Origin of the sequence: Flagellimonas aquimarina, assembly GCF_003149745.1 — a bacterium.
In the GTDB taxonomy this organism is placed as follows: domain Bacteria; phylum Bacteroidota; class Bacteroidia; order Flavobacteriales; family Flavobacteriaceae; genus Flagellimonas; species Flagellimonas aquimarina.
This window is the reverse complement of the sequence record NZ_QGEG01000001.1, coordinates 704,118-719,055: the sequence shown is the minus strand read 5'-3', so window position 1 is coordinate 719,055 and position 14,938 is coordinate 704,118. Positions and strand designations below refer to the sequence as shown.

13 protein-coding genes are annotated in these 14,938 nt (G+C 38.4%); 7 read left to right on the top strand and 6 right to left on the bottom strand.

The window, feature by feature from the left end:
* The 4 genes from mnmG to DKG77_RS03275 all read left to right on the top strand — a co-directional run bounded on the left by mnmG (position 1) and on the right by DKG77_RS03275 (position 4,064).
* On the top strand, positions 1 to 1,869 hold the full coding sequence (mnmG, locus tag DKG77_RS03290; RefSeq protein WP_109660156.1) for a tRNA uridine-5-carboxymethylaminomethyl(34) synthesis enzyme MnmG: 1,869 nt from the start codon (positions 1 to 3) through the stop codon (positions 1,867 to 1,869).
* A gap of 80 nt (positions 1,870 to 1,949) precedes the next feature.
* Entirely contained in the window at positions 1,950 to 2,510 is a 561-nt protein-coding gene (locus DKG77_RS03285; RefSeq protein WP_109660154.1) for a hypothetical protein, read from the top strand.
* A complete protein-coding gene (locus DKG77_RS03280; RefSeq protein WP_109660152.1) occupies positions 2,488 to 3,318 on the top strand; it encodes a class I SAM-dependent methyltransferase in 831 nt (276 codons plus the stop codon). Before DKG77_RS03285 ends, DKG77_RS03280 begins: the two co-directional genes overlap by 23 nt.
* Before the next feature lie 239 nt (positions 3,319 to 3,557).
* Entirely contained in the window at positions 3,558 to 4,064 is a 507-nt protein-coding gene (locus tag DKG77_RS03275; RefSeq protein ID WP_109660150.1) for an OmpH/Skp family outer membrane protein, read from the top strand.
* Between the two features lie 80 nt (positions 4,065 to 4,144).
* On the opposite strand, the gene DKG77_RS03270 is transcribed toward DKG77_RS03275, so the two are convergent.
* The 3 genes from DKG77_RS03270 to DKG77_RS03260 form a co-directional block, all read right to left on the bottom strand.
* Positions 4,145 to 6,136 (bottom strand): amidohydrolase family protein, encoded by a 1,992-nt coding sequence (locus DKG77_RS03270; protein ID WP_109660148.1) that lies wholly within the window; start codon positions 6,134 to 6,136, stop codon positions 4,145 to 4,147.
* A gap of 71 nt (positions 6,137 to 6,207) precedes the next feature.
* Entirely contained in the window at positions 6,208 to 6,606 is a 399-nt protein-coding gene (locus tag DKG77_RS03265) for a DoxX family protein (RefSeq protein WP_109660145.1), read from the bottom strand.
* Between the two features lie 13 nt (positions 6,607 to 6,619).
* Positions 6,620 to 7,771 carry a DNA polymerase III subunit gene (locus DKG77_RS03260; protein WP_109660143.1) on the bottom strand — a complete coding sequence of 384 codons (1,152 nt, stop codon included), beginning with the start codon at positions 7,769 to 7,771 and terminating at the stop codon, positions 6,620 to 6,622.
* 132 nt (positions 7,772 to 7,903) lie between these two features.
* Here DKG77_RS03260 and DKG77_RS03255 point away from each other — a divergent pair, with 132 nt between their 5' ends.
* From DKG77_RS03255 to DKG77_RS03245, 3 genes are all read left to right on the top strand, one after another.
* The gene (locus DKG77_RS03255) at positions 7,904 to 9,094 is read left to right on the top strand and encodes a phosphoglycerate kinase (RefSeq protein ID WP_109660141.1); all 1,191 of its coding nucleotides are present in this window, start codon (positions 7,904 to 7,906) and stop codon (positions 9,092 to 9,094) included.
* A 119-nt stretch (positions 9,095 to 9,213) separates the two neighbouring features.
* Positions 9,214 to 10,857 carry a lytic transglycosylase domain-containing protein gene (locus DKG77_RS03250; protein WP_109660140.1) on the top strand — a complete coding sequence of 548 codons (1,644 nt, stop codon included), beginning with the start codon at positions 9,214 to 9,216 and terminating at the stop codon, positions 10,855 to 10,857.
* A gap of 12 nt (positions 10,858 to 10,869) precedes the next feature.
* On the top strand, positions 10,870 to 11,859 hold the full coding sequence (locus tag DKG77_RS03245) for a DUF4837 family protein (RefSeq protein ID WP_109660138.1): 990 nt from the start codon (positions 10,870 to 10,872) through the stop codon (positions 11,857 to 11,859).
* 87 nt (positions 11,860 to 11,946) lie between these two features.
* Here DKG77_RS03245 and DKG77_RS16940 read toward each other — a convergent pair whose 3' ends face one another.
* The 3 genes from DKG77_RS16940 to DKG77_RS03235 all read right to left on the bottom strand — a co-directional run bounded on the left by DKG77_RS16940 (position 11,947) and on the right by DKG77_RS03235 (position 14,872).
* Positions 11,947 to 12,117, bottom strand: coding sequence for a DUF6747 family protein (locus DKG77_RS16940; protein ID WP_165819340.1), 171 nt, complete (start codon positions 12,115 to 12,117; stop codon positions 11,947 to 11,949).
* Between the two features lie 270 nt (positions 12,118 to 12,387).
* A complete protein-coding gene (locus DKG77_RS03240; RefSeq protein ID WP_109660136.1) occupies positions 12,388 to 14,448 on the bottom strand; it encodes an OmpA family protein in 2,061 nt (686 codons plus the stop codon).
* 229 nt (positions 14,449 to 14,677) lie between these two features.
* On the bottom strand, positions 14,678 to 14,872 hold the full coding sequence (locus tag DKG77_RS03235) for a twin-arginine translocase TatA/TatE family subunit (RefSeq protein ID WP_109660134.1): 195 nt from the start codon (positions 14,870 to 14,872) through the stop codon (positions 14,678 to 14,680).
* Between the last annotated feature and the right edge of the window lie 66 nt (positions 14,873 to 14,938).

The window sequence follows — 14,938 nt, the reverse complement described above, 5'->3', positions numbered from 1 at the left end:
ATGTTTGAAAAAGAATATGATGTAATTGTAGTTGGCGGGGGTCACGCAGGAGCTGAGGCAGCTGCCGCCGCTGCCAATATGGGTTCTAGTACTTTGCTGGTTACCATGAACCTTCAGAATATTGGACAAATGTCCTGTAATCCAGCTATGGGTGGAATTGCAAAGGGGCAAATTGTTCGCGAAATAGATGCATTGGGAGGCTATAGCGGAATTATAACGGACAAGTCTGCTATTCAGTTTAAGATGCTTAATAAATCTAAGGGTCCTGCAATGTGGAGCCCAAGGGCCCAAAACGATAGAATGCGTTTTGCCGAGGAGTGGAGACTGGCATTGGAAGACACACCGAACGTTGATTTTTACCAGGAGATGGTTTCTGGTTTATTGGTTAAAGGAAATAGAATTGTAGGTGTAAGAACATCTCTTGGAGTTGATATTAAGTCTAAGGCAGTTGTACTGACAAATGGCACTTTCTTGAATGGACTTATTCATATAGGAGAGAAACAATTCGGTGGTGGAAGAGCAGGTGAAAGAGCTGCAACGGGAATTACAGAACAACTTGTTGATTTTGGTTTTGATAGTGGAAGAATGAAAACAGGAACGCCTCCTAGGGTTGATGGACGTTCTTTGGATTATTCTAAAATGATTCTTCAACCTGGGGATGAAAATCCTGAGAAATTCTCATATTTGAAAACTCCTATTTTAACAGAGCAACGTGATTGTCACATGACACACACCAGTGCTTTGGTGCATGATCTGTTGCGCGAAGGTTTTGATCGTTCTCCAATGTTCAACGGAAGAATTAAAAGTATAGGACCAAGGTACTGCCCGTCCATAGAAGATAAAATCAACCGTTTTGCTGATAAGGATTCACACCAAATTTTTGTAGAACCAGAGGGATGGAATACAGTTGAAGTTTATGTAAATGGGTTTTCAACATCTTTGCCAGAAGATGTTCAATACACTGCGCTGAAGTCCGTAAAGGGTTTCGAAAATGTGAAGTTCTTTAGGCCAGGTTATGCAATTGAATATGATTATTTCCCCCCTACCCAATTAAAACACACACTAGAAACCAAATTGATCGACAACTTGTATTTTGCCGGTCAAATTAATGGAACTACGGGCTATGAAGAAGCAGCCTCGCAAGGATTAATGGCGGGAATAAACGCACACTTAAAGATTAATGAAAAGGAGTCTTTTATTTTAAAAAGAGATGAGGCATATATAGGTGTTTTGATAGATGATTTAATCACTAAAGGAACAGAAGAGCCATATAGAATGTTTACCTCAAGGGCGGAATATAGAACATTGTTGCGCCAAGACAATGCAGATTTAAGACTGACACCTAGAAGTTTTGAAATAGGCTTGGCTACAAAAGAGCGCATAGAGCGCATGGAGAAAAAGCAAAAAGAATCCGATAGTTTTATTAACTTTTTTAGAAAGACAAGTTTTACTCCAGAGGAAATTAATCCCATATTGGAATCAGTCTCGTCCGCAACTGTTCGTCAGTCAGACAAACTCTTTAAAGTGTTTTCTAGACCAAAAGTGACCATGGAACATATGCTCCAGTTGGATGCTGTTTCTGATTTTGTAAAGGAAAACGAATTTAATTCGGAAGTGCTGGAACAAGCAGAGATTCAAGTGAAATACTCTGGCTACATAGAAAAAGAGAAGAACAATGCTGATAAACTTCACCGTTTGGAAAATGTAAAGATTCCAGATGGCTTTGATTATTCCAAGTTAAAGTCATTGTCCTATGAAGCAAAAGAAAAACTTGAGGCGATTAGACCTGTTACTATTTCGCAAGCTTCCAGAATAAGTGGTGTTTCGCCTGCAGATGTGAGTGTTTTATTGGTTTTTCTCGGCAGATAGACATCTTATGTTCCACGTGGAACAAACCACATGCTTTTTGGCTTAGTTATTGATTCAATACATGAATCAAACAAAGACCAATGAAAAGTGTAATGCTCCTCTTAGTTTTAGGTGTTGTCTTAAATTCTTGTATCCCAGTTAGAATTGCTCCAAGCATCAAAGATTATAAGATAACGAAAGGCAAAAGATTCAAACGTGGTTTGCCAAAGAAAACGGTTTTTGTTTTTGAGGATTCTAAAAATGCCGATGAATTTTATAATTACATCAACACTAAATTTCAACTTCAGGATTATTATGTGGATACGCAGGTGCCATTTCAGCTTGGGAATGAGCAGTTCTACTTGTCCTTTTACGAAGTTGAAATTCACGATAAGGCCATAAACCTTTTTCCAATTGTTTTTGACCTTGCCTTTAGTGCCGCGGTTGGCAATGATGAAATTGAACCTGTTCTTTCAGAAGATGCCGAACCAATTTTAAGATCGGGAAATTGGTATATAGCCATAGAAGTTTTTAGCAATACGGAAAAGGATTGTTTGAGAGAAGATTCAATTTCAAAGGATATGGTTTTGCCGTATCTTCGAAATCTCAAACAGGAATACCTTTCCACCCATAACTACAATGAAGTCGTATTTAAAAACTAAAGATTTTTCCGTTTCTCAAGAACCCTTTGAGTTGGTTTATGACTCGGAACTGGAAATGCTGGTAACTCATCCACAGCCAAAAGATACAAATCGGTATTATGATAGTGAGGTGTACATTTCGCATACTGATTCTAAAGCTTCACTTACCGATAAACTATATCAAAGAGTAAAACAATACAGCCTTCGTAAAAAGATTCAACTAGTTGAAAATCAAGTTGTTAAATCAAAAAAACTACTAGATTTTGGCGCAGGAACGGGAGATTTTTTGGTAAAAGCCATGGCAAAGGACTTTGATGCCGAAGGAATAGAACCAAATGAGAAGGCAAGAGCTAATGCAGAAAGAAAAGGAATACAGTTAACTGCTAATTCTGCAGACCTAAAAGAAATGCGCTATGATGTGATTACACTTTGGCATGTTTTGGAACACTTACCTAATTTGGACATACAAATAGCTGGAATAAGCAATTTACTTGAGGAAGATGGTACAGTGGTGGTCGCTGTTCCTAACTACAAATCTTACGATGCTAAACACTACGGGTCTTATTGGGCGGCCTATGATGTTCCCAGACATCTATGGCATTTCTCACAAATATCAATAAAGAGACTTTTTGAAAAACATGCAATGGAGGTAGTTGAAATCCGACCCATGCTTTTTGATTCGTTTTATGTTTCTCTTTTATCGGAAAAATACAAGGGGAACAAATTGTATTTGATCAGCGCCTTTTTTGTTGGACTGTGGTCAAATATGAAGGCGTATTTTTCAAAAGAATATTCTTCTTTAATTTATGTGATAAAAAAGAAGAATTAAGCTATTTTAGGCCATTTCTGATGATTTCTTGCCTAAACAGATGTGATTGCCCTTTGAAAAAAAGAAACGCTGGTCAAGGCTTGTTTCCGGAAGCCATCTAAATAGACAACATCAATTTTGATTCATTTTTTCGATAAAGATTGCTTATAGTTCTTGCAAAAGGTTTTTTTGGATTCATAAAAGATAATGACAGTCATTCAAAAAGCTTTTCTATTTTTGCGCATCATTAAAAGAGAAACATGAAAAAACTTATAGTATTTGCAATCGCTTTGACCGCCATCGCTTGTCAGCAAAACAAGATTGGATATGTGGACAATGTAAAGCTAATGGATGGTTACCAAGAAAAGATAGATGTTGAAGCTAGGTTTAAGGTTAAAGCTGAGGCATTGACCAAGAAAAGAGATAGTATTTCCCAAGCCTTTCAAATAGAGCTCCAAGCTTTTCAGGCAAAAGCACAGAAAATGTCACAAAAAAATGCTCAGGAAGAATACAGTCTCTTGCAACAAAGGGGACAATTTGTAGGACAACAATTGCAACAAGAAGAACAAGTGCTGCAGCAAGGAAGCCAAATAGAAATGGACTCTTTGGTGAGCAAGATTAAAGAAGAGATAAAAGATTACGGTAAAGCAAATGGCTATACCTATATTCTTGGAGGCGGAGATGGAGGAGCTGTACTTTATGGCGAAGATGCACAAAACCTTACCGATGCGGTTCTAAAAATATTGAACGATAAGTACAAGAAATAAGATTGAATTAATCTTTGAATAAAAGCCCCTTCAAAAGAAGGGGCTTTTTGGTTTAGCAAATCAGGCGTTTCTAAATTTATTTACTCAAAATGCTTAATACCTAAAGATTCATAAAGACTTTTTGGATTAAAGATTTTGCCATCTTTTATGGTCAATACAACCCGTCTAATATCACTTATGTTTTCTAAAGGGTTACCATCTACCAGAATAAGATCTGCAAGCTTTCCTTTTTCTATGGAACCTAATCTATCATCTGTAGAAGTGTTTTTGGCAGATGTTATTGTGGCCAACTGCAATACTTCATTGGCTGGAATACCGGCTCGAACATAGTTTTCCAATTCTTTATGTAGGGCAAATCCGGGGGTGGCATCGGTTCCTGGAATTATGGTCACGCCATTGATGTGCAATTCGTAAATAATATCCAATAATTTTTGAAATGAATCCTTGAACTGTTGTTCCTTTCCTTTAGGAATTGGTAATCCTCCAGAATAAAAACCGCGCTGAAGCTGAATGGGCAACCTATCGAGAACAGCTTCAAACTGAGGGTCGGGCTCACCGGCCTTTGTAGTAAACATACCTTCAAAAATAGAAACGGTTGGATCAATCTCAATGCCTTTATCCTTTAGAAGTGTGACGAATGATTTAAACTCCTCTCCTTTCAAATCTAAGGCATGCGCATGTTCGGCAACGGCAGAAAACCGAAGAGGTGTTCTTGTATCAATAGTATCAGACAAGAAATTTAGTACCAACATGTTTACATGCTGTATTTCGTCAAAACCATCTTTTATTGCATCTTCCGCCAACATATGGGCGGGGATATGCCCGCTGAGCTTCAAATCTAAATCATGCGCTTTTTTAGCAAGGGGCTTTACCCAAGCAGGGTCTATAGAACTGTATAGTTTAATTTGATGATAACCATTGTCCTTAAAATCTTGGATGGCTTTTATTCCTTCATCAACATTTGTGATAGTGAGCCCTGGACCCGCAAAAGGACCTTTTTGATCTATAAACCCGGCCATTGTCACCACCCGTGGGCCAATATTGGTGTTGGTATCAAATTCCTTTTTCATTTCAACAAGTTCCATGGAGTTGGCCATATCCCTAATTGAAGTTACGCCGGCCGCCAGATGTAATAACCCGTCTTCTTTTTGTACATGGCAATGATTGTCGAACAGTCCAGGGAGCAAAGTTTTGTTCGTTCCATCTATTATGGTAGCGCCACTTGGCAAGGGCTCATTGTTGTTTAAAATGGCCTCAATGGTATTTGCGTTAACAACAACGGTTCGGTTTGGTAAAATTTCCCCTGAATTGGAATCGAACAGGTTTACATTTTTTATGACAACAGCACCATTTGGCGTCTCCGTTAACTCTTGGGCAAGAGATTTGAAGAAAGCGTTTTCCTTTTCGGTCTGTATCTGCAAAAGCTGCTCTGTAAGTTCAGCATTTTCTTCTTCAATAATGGTTAACCATGACGAGACGGAAGCAAAAACCCTATCGTTCTCGTCTAGCCAGAGGTAAGAAGGAACAAGTCCAAAACCGGTTATTTCCAAAAGCCTTAAGGTTTTGTTTTTAACTTCAATGTCTTCAATATTTTCAATTTTAACGGTTCCGCTTGGCAAAAGTTCCACAGCATGGTTGGGAGAGGCCAATAGCTTTCTCACCAGTAGTTCCGTATCACCCAAAGTTCCATTTACACTAGCGTAAAATGGATTTCCATCTGATGCTGCATTCCCTTCTTCAGAAGTACTTTTCCAACTTGCCTTTTCTTCACTGTAGTTAAAAACCTCAGAAATGGTATCCTTTAAATAATTAACTCCTGATATTTCAAGAGCGGCTATGGAACCTTGATCATTTAATCTGATTTTTTCTTCAATTTCAGGCCCTCTTCCCCTATCATTATATTCAAAAGAGTAAACATAGAATCCCTCGGCATCCAAGGAACTAGAGTGCTTTCCAGCGAGATTTCCTCTCATATAAACATTATAGTTTTTTGAGGCATACTCCTGTTCTTTATCAGAAGAACCGCAAGAGACCAGCAGAACAATTAGGAAAATGGAAAGTGCATGTTTCATGTTGTTTGTTTTAGAAGGATGTGTTTTTGGTTTGATGTGATATTAGCTCAAAAGATTGTCCAAGACAAAAATTAGGATTGAAGCAAATAGAGCAAAAAGACAGTTGGGATAAAATAAATTACTATAGTTTTTGCTCCTTCATAATCTTTGGCAACCCTTTGGCCAAACAAAAGCAACAACAAAGTAGTTGAAGAAAGAAGGGCAGCACAAAAAGCCATATTGCTCTCCCCAGCAGCTATAAATTGAAAGGCTCCAACGGCCGATAGAATGCCCGAGATCATTTCAGCAAGCAAAACTATCCCCAAAAGCAAGGGCACCATACCTTTAAAAAAAGTTTTTGAAAAATGACCTGTTAGCCAAGTTAGGTTTCCTTTCCAATCCATGATTTTGTCAATACCGCTTTGCAAAAATGTTACGGCCAAAAATGCAAGTAGCAAGATCTGCGTTGCATGTGAAGTTAAATTTTCCATATTGTGTTGGTTTTTAAGCTGCTCTGGTATGCAGCAGCCTGGTGAGTTTTATTGATAAATCTGTAAAAATAATTTTAGAGTTCCCATTGCGTTCCACGTGAAAAATTGCTTTTTCCAGCTCTTCCACAATATCCAGGATATTACTTTCATGAACAAAGGGCGCAAACTTGTTCAAATCAAACCCTTCTAAATGCATTTTGGCATAGACCAGACTATTTGCCTTATAGTTCAATAAAAGGGCTTGTCTCATCATGGTAAGGCAATAACTTAAGAACTGCTTTTGAACTTCTCTCCCTGTCTTGGCCACCTCGTCACTCCAGAGAATCAACTCTTGTATGGCCGCTTTATTTCCCTTTGCCTTAAAGGCACTCCGCACCCATTGTACAAACCAGCGTTCAAACACCAAATCTTCTGAGTCCTTGTTTAGTAGATCCAAGGCCTTGTTAAAATTACCATGAGCCTCATGCGCAATTGAAGCCCCCTCACTTTCACCTGCTCCTCGCTTTATCAATTCTGCAGTGATATCACTTTGGGCCAATGGCGGAAAATGTAGAATCTGACAACGTGAAAGAATGGTATTGATAATTTGCTCTTCTTCTTCCGCAATTAGAATTAAAACGGTTTTTTCAGGAGGCTCTTCAATGAGTTTTAACAGTTTGTTGGCAGCAGAAATATTCATTTTTTCTGCCATCCAGATGATTAATATTTTAAAACCTCCTTCATATGATTTTAAGGAAAGCTTTTTTACCACATCTTGTGCCTCATCGACCCCTATTTGCCCCTGTTTTTTCTCTATTCCAATTAGTCTGTACCAATCAAACAAGTTGCCATAGGGCTGCTCTTTTACAAACTGCCGCCAATCTTGTATATAATGGTCACTTACGGCATGGGATTTTACCTTGTCAGAATTTGAAACAGGAAATGCAAAATGTAAATCTGGGTGGGTAAGGGAATTGCATTTGGTGTTGCAATCCAGATTTTCGCCCTCATTTTCACCCCCTTTATTGGCACAGAGCAAATATTGCGCGTATGCAATTGCCATGGGCAATGTTCCAGAACCTTCAGGACCTATAAACAATTGTGCATGGGCCACTCTACCAGAATCGGCTGTGGTCACCAAATGCTTTTTGATATGCTCAAGCCCTAAAACATCTTTAAACAGCATGCTTCAAAGATACATTTTTTAGGTTCCATGTGTTTTGATTGGTTTTTTGTTGCAGCTCTAAAAATATGATCGCCAACATCAAACTGGAAAGCAGGAAATCTTTACATTTGACCTTGCCATAAACAGATACGAATGAAGACCATAGACGATTACAATTTTGAAGATAAAAAAGCATTGATCCGTGTTGACTTTAATGTACCCTTAGATGCGGATTTTAATGTTACGGACACCAGTAGGATTGAAGCTGCCAAACCTAGCATATTAAAAGTTTTGGAAGATGGGGGAAGTGCTGTTTTGATGAGTCATTTAGGAAGACCTAAAGGAAAAGTTAATCCTGACATGTCTCTATCTCATATTTGCGAGAAGGTTTCGGAAATTATTGGTGTACAAGTCAAATTTGCAAAAGATTGTATTGGCGAGATTGCCGACACTGCAGTTTCAGAATTGCAAAGTGGTGAGGTGCTGTTGTTGGAAAACCTTCGTTTTTATGGCGAGGAAGAAAAAGGAGATGAATCTTTTGCCGAAGCACTTTCCAAACATGGTGATATTTATGTAAACGATGCATTTGGAACTGCGCACAGGGCACATGCTTCAACAACTATTGTGGCCAACTATTTTTCTGGGAACAAGTGTTTTGGATATTTATTGGCAAAGGAAATTAAGGCCATTGAAAAAGTGATGCGAACTGGCGAAAAACCTATAACTGCCATTTTAGGGGGAGCTAAGGTTTCTTCCAAAATCACAATTATTGAAAACATCTTGGATAAAGTGGACAACCTGATCATTGGCGGCGGAATGACCTACACTTTTGTAAAAGCTCAAGGAGGAAAGGTTGGAGATTCCATATGTGAGGATGATAAAATGGAATTGGCCCTTAATATTTTAAAACAAGCGTCTGAAAAGGGGGTTAAAATCCACTTACCTGTTGATGTTTTGGCTGCGGATGCTTTTGACAATAATGCAAACACTCAGTTTATGGATGTTAACGAAATTCCTGATGGGTGGCAAGGTCTGGATGCCGGACCGCAGACCTTGGAAAACTTCAAACAAGTGATTCTGGATTCCAAAACTATACTTTGGAACGGACCCGTTGGTGTTTTTGAAATGGAAAATTTTGCCAAGGGAACGATTGCCGTAGGGAATGCTATTGACGAAGCAACACAAAATGGAGCATTTTCACTTGTTGGAGGTGGGGATTCTGTAGCCGCAGTAAAACAATTTGGCTTTGAAGACAAGGTGAGTTATGTCTCTACTGGTGGAGGTGCAATGCTGGAGAGTTTAGAAGGAAGAACACTGCCTGGAATCGCTGCAATATTGGGCTAATATGCACGTTATGAATTAATAGGAGAAATCTTATGCGGTGGGAGGTTTTGGACTGAAAACTTTAATATTTCAGAAAAAAACACCATTTTCGTTTGCCCCAAAATCAAACCTTGTCCAAAATGAACCAAATATTTAAAATAGCTGTATCTACAGCGTTTCTTTTTTCAGCTTCTTCACTCTTTGCACAAGAGATAGATTCTGCAGGCACAAAACAAACTAATTCCAAGGAAGTTTTGTCACAAACTTTACAAGAAGACTCTGTTTCTGTACAACCGATCAAGCCATTGAACTTAAAAGTTGCTGAGGAGAAAATAGACGGCAACACCATTGCAGTGTCTGTTGGGGATGATAACAAAACCAAGTTAATGGACTTGGAAGAGGCAAGAAGATATGATAGTCTTTGGCTCAAAGAGCTGCATGATAGCGCACAGCTCTTTAGTGAGTTACTGCTTGAGGTACAAAATCCATCCGAAGAAGAAATCACAATGGTTGATTTACCTACAGATACACTCAAGGCAAGATTGGCATTGTTAGACGAAAAAACACCTTTCAATATTTCATACAATTCTTCTTTGGAGAGTGTTATAAAGTCCTTTTTGGTAAGAAAGAAAGATTTAATGCAGAGGATGATCACTGCTAGCCAGTTTTATTTCCCCTTGTTTGAGCAAGAACTGGACAACCAAGACGTTCCGTTAGAGATAAAATATTTAGCCATAATAGAATCTGCATTAAATCCTAGAGCCAGATCAAGAGTTGGAGCTAAAGGACTATGGCAGTTTATGTATGGAACTGGAAAAATGTATGGTTTGGAAGTTAGTAGTTACGTAGATGAACGTAACGACCCTATTTTTGCTACCAAAGCGGCGGCCAAGTATTTATCAAAACTCCATGGCATTTTTAACGATTGGGATTTGGCATTGGCAGCATATAACTCAGGTCCGGGAAATGTGAACAAAGCCATAAGACGATCAGGAGGGTATAAAAACTATTGGAACATTAGAAGAAACCTTCCACGTGAAACGGCCGGATACCTGCCTGCATTTCTTGCGACCATGTACATTTTTGAATATGCTGAGGAGCATGGGCTTCAATATAAAAAAGCCGATAGGCCTTATTTTGAAACGGATACGGTTCATGTAAAAAACCTGATTACGTTTGACCAAATTTCCAAATTGGTTGACATAAGCAAGGAAGAACTGGAAATGTTGAACCCAGCCTATAAACTGAATATTATACCCAAGATAAAGGGTAAAAGCTATGCGCTTCGTTTACCGGTAACCAAAATTGGAAAGTTTGTAAACAATGAAGAGGCCATTTATGCATATGCTAAAAAGGAATTGGATTCCTTGGAAAAACCCTTACCTCAGTTAACACAGGCAAAAAACCAAGTCAGGTACAAAGTTAGAAGTGGGGACTACCTAGGAAAAATAGCTGAAAGATATGGCGTTGGTGTAAGTCAGATAAAAAGATGGAATGGATTGCGGAGCAATAACCTAAGAGTTGGACAACGGCTAACAATTTTCCCCAGAAAGCCATACATCCCCAAACAAACTGTAGCAAAAAGCAGCACATCAAAATCAACATCTGGTGTTGCTCTGGCAAGTGGGTCAAAGATACATACAGTCAAAGAAGGAGACTCTCTTTGGACCATATCAAGAAAATATCCTGGAGTTTCTATTGAAAATTTACGAAAATGGAACGGTCTTAGTGGTAACAACTTAAAACCGGGCACAAAACTTAAATTGTGCGATTGTTCTTCGTAAATTTAACTCAAGATGAAAAAATTAATTATACTATCCATCACCACTTCTTTTTTGGTGATGTTATCATGTAAAGATTCTGGACCAAAGCAACGATTTCTGCCACCTTCAACAGGAGGGATTAACTCTCTTATGGTTGTTATGGACACTGAACTTTGGCAGGGCGGTGTAGGAGATAGGATACGGGAACAATTTGCCGCTCCAGTATTGGGTTTGCCACAAGGAGAGCCCAAGTTCAGCATAACCCAAATTCCACCTCAAGTATTTAAGGGCGCTATTACTTACTCTAGATCGGTACTTTTTGTGGAACAGGACACATTGTCTTTGGGCCATATAAAAACAGACGTTTATGCCAAGCCGCAAAAGATTGCTGTAGTAAAAGGTGAGACGTATAATGATTTGGTGGGAAATATTGATTCTTTGGCGGGGATCGCAATTTCGTCCTTTAAAAAAGTGGAAATTTCCGAAGCTCAAAAGCGTTTTACCCGTTCCTTGAATAAGGAAAAAGCATTTGAAGAAGAGTTTGGCATAAGCCTAAAAGTTCCCTCTTTATATAAGGTGGGAAAGCGAGAGAAGAACTTTGTTTGGATGGATATTCAGATTCCTAAAGGGACAATGAACATTGTGGCATATACGATGCCGTGGAATAGTTTTTCCAATGATTCCACCTTTGTAAACGATATTGTTAAGATGAGAGATTCCATAGGCAAAAAATATGTGCCTGGACCTTATGAGAATACTTTTATGGTTACGGAAAAAGCTTTTTCGCCGTATATTTTTCCTGCTCAAATCGGGGGAAAGAAAGCAGCTGAAGCTAGAGGAATATGGGAAATCAGTGGATATCCTATGGCAGGTCCTTTTCTAACCTACATTATCAATGATAAGGAGAACAATAGGAAACTCGTTCTGGAGGGGTTTACTTTTGCACCTTCTGCTGAAAAACGAGACTATATGTTTGAATTAGAAGCAATTTTAAGAACCGTAAAGTTTAATAGCGGCTCCTAATAATAAGCAAGATAAAATGTAAAACAGAAAAGCCCAGTGCTCCCCAGCTAACTGGGCTTTTTTGTTCTTTAAATACTTTGGATCTACTTAGTCAAAAGCAAAACCCGTAGCAATTCTATATACAAATGCGTATAGCACTATAAAGAACATTACAAAACTAAACCAGGCGAACACCTTGAAATATTTTTCCACTATAATGCTGCCGAGGTTTCTAAACCCTTCTAAATAAATTTCTTTTACGAGTAATAATTTTTTCATAAGTCAGTTTTTAAGATTTAAAGACAAGACAAAGATTAGGCTTTGGCAATCCGCTTGAAAAACAACAAGATGAAATTCCAAAAAAGTGCGACAAACAACCTGTGAATTTTTAAAATCCTATAAAGCACAAATATTCATCGGCAAAATACACTTGAAGAATGACAGGTTAACGAGAGGAAAATCGGTGTAATGCATTCCAAGGAATAAAAAGGCATAAAAAAAGCCCCAATAAATTAGAGGGGCTTCTTTAGTATTGTTAGAAAATAGCAGTTACATTTCTACTATGATAAATTCTGACCGCCTGTTCTGTTGGTGCTTGGTTCTGGAGCACCTAACTCCGCTAGAACATTCATTCAATAGCTGTTCTTCCCCATAACCTATGGCACTTTGTATTCTAGAGGCATCTATTCCTCTGGAAACAATATAGTCCTTAGTGGATTTTGCCCGCTTATCGGAGAGGTATTTGTTATAGGCTTTCTTTCCAATGGCATCAGTATGAGATTCAATTTTTATGACCATATCTGGATATTCCCTCATTACCTGAACCAATTTGTCCAGTTCCTCTGCCGCTTGCATCTTAATATTAAACCTATCAAAGTCAAAATAAATAGTTTCTGTTTCGAGCTTTAAGACCCCTTTTTCTTCTGCGATGATTTCTTTTAATTGTTTTAAAGATTGAGTCACCGTAATCTTTTCATTGTTTTTAGTAGTTGCTAATAGGCTTTCTTCAAAATAACCTTTTTTAACCGTCTTAACGGTATACTTATTTGAAGGCATAAGGTTTTTAAAGATAAAACTGCCGTCTTTTTCTGTTAAAACGGAATCAACCCTAAGGTTATCTTTATCAAACAGAGTAACCATGGCATCTGCAATGGGATCTTCACTGATAAGGTCTTGTATTGAACCAGAAATAGCATTGAGGTTTAAGATGTGCTTGAAGGAGTAAATGTCGTCATCTCCTTTACCTCCTTTTCTGTTTGAAGCAAAATATCCTTTTTCATTATTCTCATCAATTATATACGAAAAATCATCTCTATTGCTATTGATGGGCTCTCCCAAATTGATGCCTACTCCAAAAACACCGCCAGCATAATCTGCTTTGTATATGTCCAAACCTCCCATTCCCATGTTTCTGTCAGACGAGAAATAAAGGGCGTTTTCTGTTATATAAGGAAACATTTCCTTTTTATTGGTGTTCACGGTTCTTCCCAGGTTTTCTGGTTCAGAAAAACCACCGTTCTCAAGAATGTCCACCTTGTATACATCCGTTAGACCAAAACCACCGGGTCTGTCAGAAACAAAATATAGTTTTTTGCCATCTGGGCTTACAGAGGGGTGCCCTGTAGAAAAGTTTTCACTATTAAAGGATACTTCTTGTGCCTTGGTCCATTCACCTTCAACAAGCTTGGACCGGTATATTTTGAGGTGATTTATTCCGTTTTTGCCGCGCTTAAGCTTTTTGCCATAATTGTTCCTTGTAAAATAGATGGTTTTTTGATCGGGAGAGAACGCCACGGAGGCTTCATGAAATTTTGTATTAATCTGTTTAGAGAATTTTTTTGGACTTCTTAAATCTTTACCCTCACTATCTGCCTTGGCCACGTATAAATCCAAAAATGGCTGGTTGTTCCACTTATATCTTCTTGTGGTAAGAAAAGAAGAATCGTGTGCAGATGCAAAAACCACCTCTGACTCGTTGTGGAACATTGGAGAAAAGTCCGAATATTTAGAGTTGATGGCCATATTCTTAATCTCTACCAAAGCGGGAGCATAAGTATCAACATTGTCCTTGCCCAATTCGTGGAGAGGTTCATCTCTTTTTTGCCTGAATAGTTTAGTAAGCTTTGCAGCCCTTCTATACCGACCGGTTCCTTTTAGACTATGGGCATATTTAAAGAATTTTTCCTCGGTTATTTGTTCTCTGAATGTCTCATAAAGCTCATGGTACCATTTATAGGACCTCTCTAGATTACCGGTGTAGTAGTGCGAGTCTCCAGCATTGGATAGAAGTTTGAATGTATGCTTGGCCTCGCTTTTTTCCAGAACGACATCGTATACGCGGGCAGCCTCCGCATACCACATTTTATCAAAATACGAATCAGCTTGCTTAATCAACTTGGCGGTTGTGCCCTTTTCACGAACAAATTGGGTTAACTCTCTACGGTCAAGGTTTTCAAGTTGTTTTATAAAAACGGGCTTGGAATATTCAGTCTGTTGCTCGCTAGGGTGGTTAAAAGACAATTCCTCATCGTCAAACTGCAATAGGGTAACCTCCTGGGATTTAAGCCCTGGTGCAAGAATCAGAAATAAAATAAAAATCAGTCTCTTCATAATCACTCCGTCTGCATAAATTGTCGTCAGGTGATTGATTAGGTATTGCCCAGAAAGGCATAATACCAGTTTCAAACGCTAAAATAGATGATGGCACTAGCGTTTATAACTTTTTGTTGTGAAAGAGGGAATTTATAACGTGAATGTAGCAAAAATGTGGTTCTTCATCGATAAACCCTTTAAGTATGGGCTTTATGTGAGTAGGAAAAACCTTTATAATAAAATAGAATTAAGAGTCCGTTTCTTTGCCGTTCTCTAGTTTTTCATCTTCTTTTGAAGCATCCTTAAATTCTTTAATGCCACTGCCCAAACCTCTCATAAGTTCAGGAATTTTTTTCCCTCCAAAGAGCAAAAGAACCACAAGCACAATGAGGACAATTTGCCAAGGGCCTAGCATACCAAGAAAAATAGTTTGAGCAATCATAACATCAACGCCTTTAAATGAATAGTAAAATTACTAAAAAGAACCTTAAGGCCCTGTTCAATTTAA

Bases quoted from the DNA above. Each gene is read 5' to 3' on its own strand.
- DKG77_RS03250 (WP_109660140.1), top strand. From the start codon at position 9,214: ATGAACCAAATATTTAAAATAGCTGTATCTACAGCGTTTCTTTTTTCA.
- DKG77_RS03275 (WP_109660150.1), top strand. From the start codon at position 3,558: ATGAAAAAACTTATAGTATTTGCAATCGCTTTGACCGCCATCGCTTGT.
- DKG77_RS03265 (WP_109660145.1), bottom strand. From the start codon at position 6,606: ATGGAAAATTTAACTTCACATGCAACGCAGATCTTGCTACTTGCATTT.
- DKG77_RS03255 (WP_109660141.1), top strand. From the start codon at position 7,904: ATGAAGACCATAGACGATTACAATTTTGAAGATAAAAAAGCATTGATC.
- DKG77_RS03245 (WP_109660138.1), top strand. From the start codon at position 10,870: ATGAAAAAATTAATTATACTATCCATCACCACTTCTTTTTTGGTGATG.
- DKG77_RS03260 (WP_109660143.1), bottom strand. From the start codon at position 7,771: ATGCTGTTTAAAGATGTTTTAGGGCTTGAGCATATCAAAAAGCATTTG.
- mnmG (WP_109660156.1), top strand. From the start codon at position 1: ATGTTTGAAAAAGAATATGATGTAATTGTAGTTGGCGGGGGTCACGCA.
- DKG77_RS03240 (WP_109660136.1), bottom strand. From the start codon at position 14,448: ATGAAGAGACTGATTTTTATTTTATTTCTGATTCTTGCACCAGGGCTT.
- DKG77_RS03235 (WP_109660134.1), bottom strand. From the start codon at position 14,872: ATGATTGCTCAAACTATTTTTCTTGGTATGCTAGGCCCTTGGCAAATT.
- DKG77_RS16940 (WP_165819340.1), bottom strand. From the start codon at position 12,117: ATGAAAAAATTATTACTCGTAAAAGAAATTTATTTAGAAGGGTTTAGA.
- DKG77_RS03285 (WP_109660154.1), top strand. From the start codon at position 1,950: ATGAAAAGTGTAATGCTCCTCTTAGTTTTAGGTGTTGTCTTAAATTCT.
- DKG77_RS03270 (WP_109660148.1), bottom strand. From the start codon at position 6,136: ATGAAACATGCACTTTCCATTTTCCTAATTGTTCTGCTGGTCTCTTGC.
- DKG77_RS03280 (WP_109660152.1), top strand. From the start codon at position 2,488: ATGAAGTCGTATTTAAAAACTAAAGATTTTTCCGTTTCTCAAGAACCC.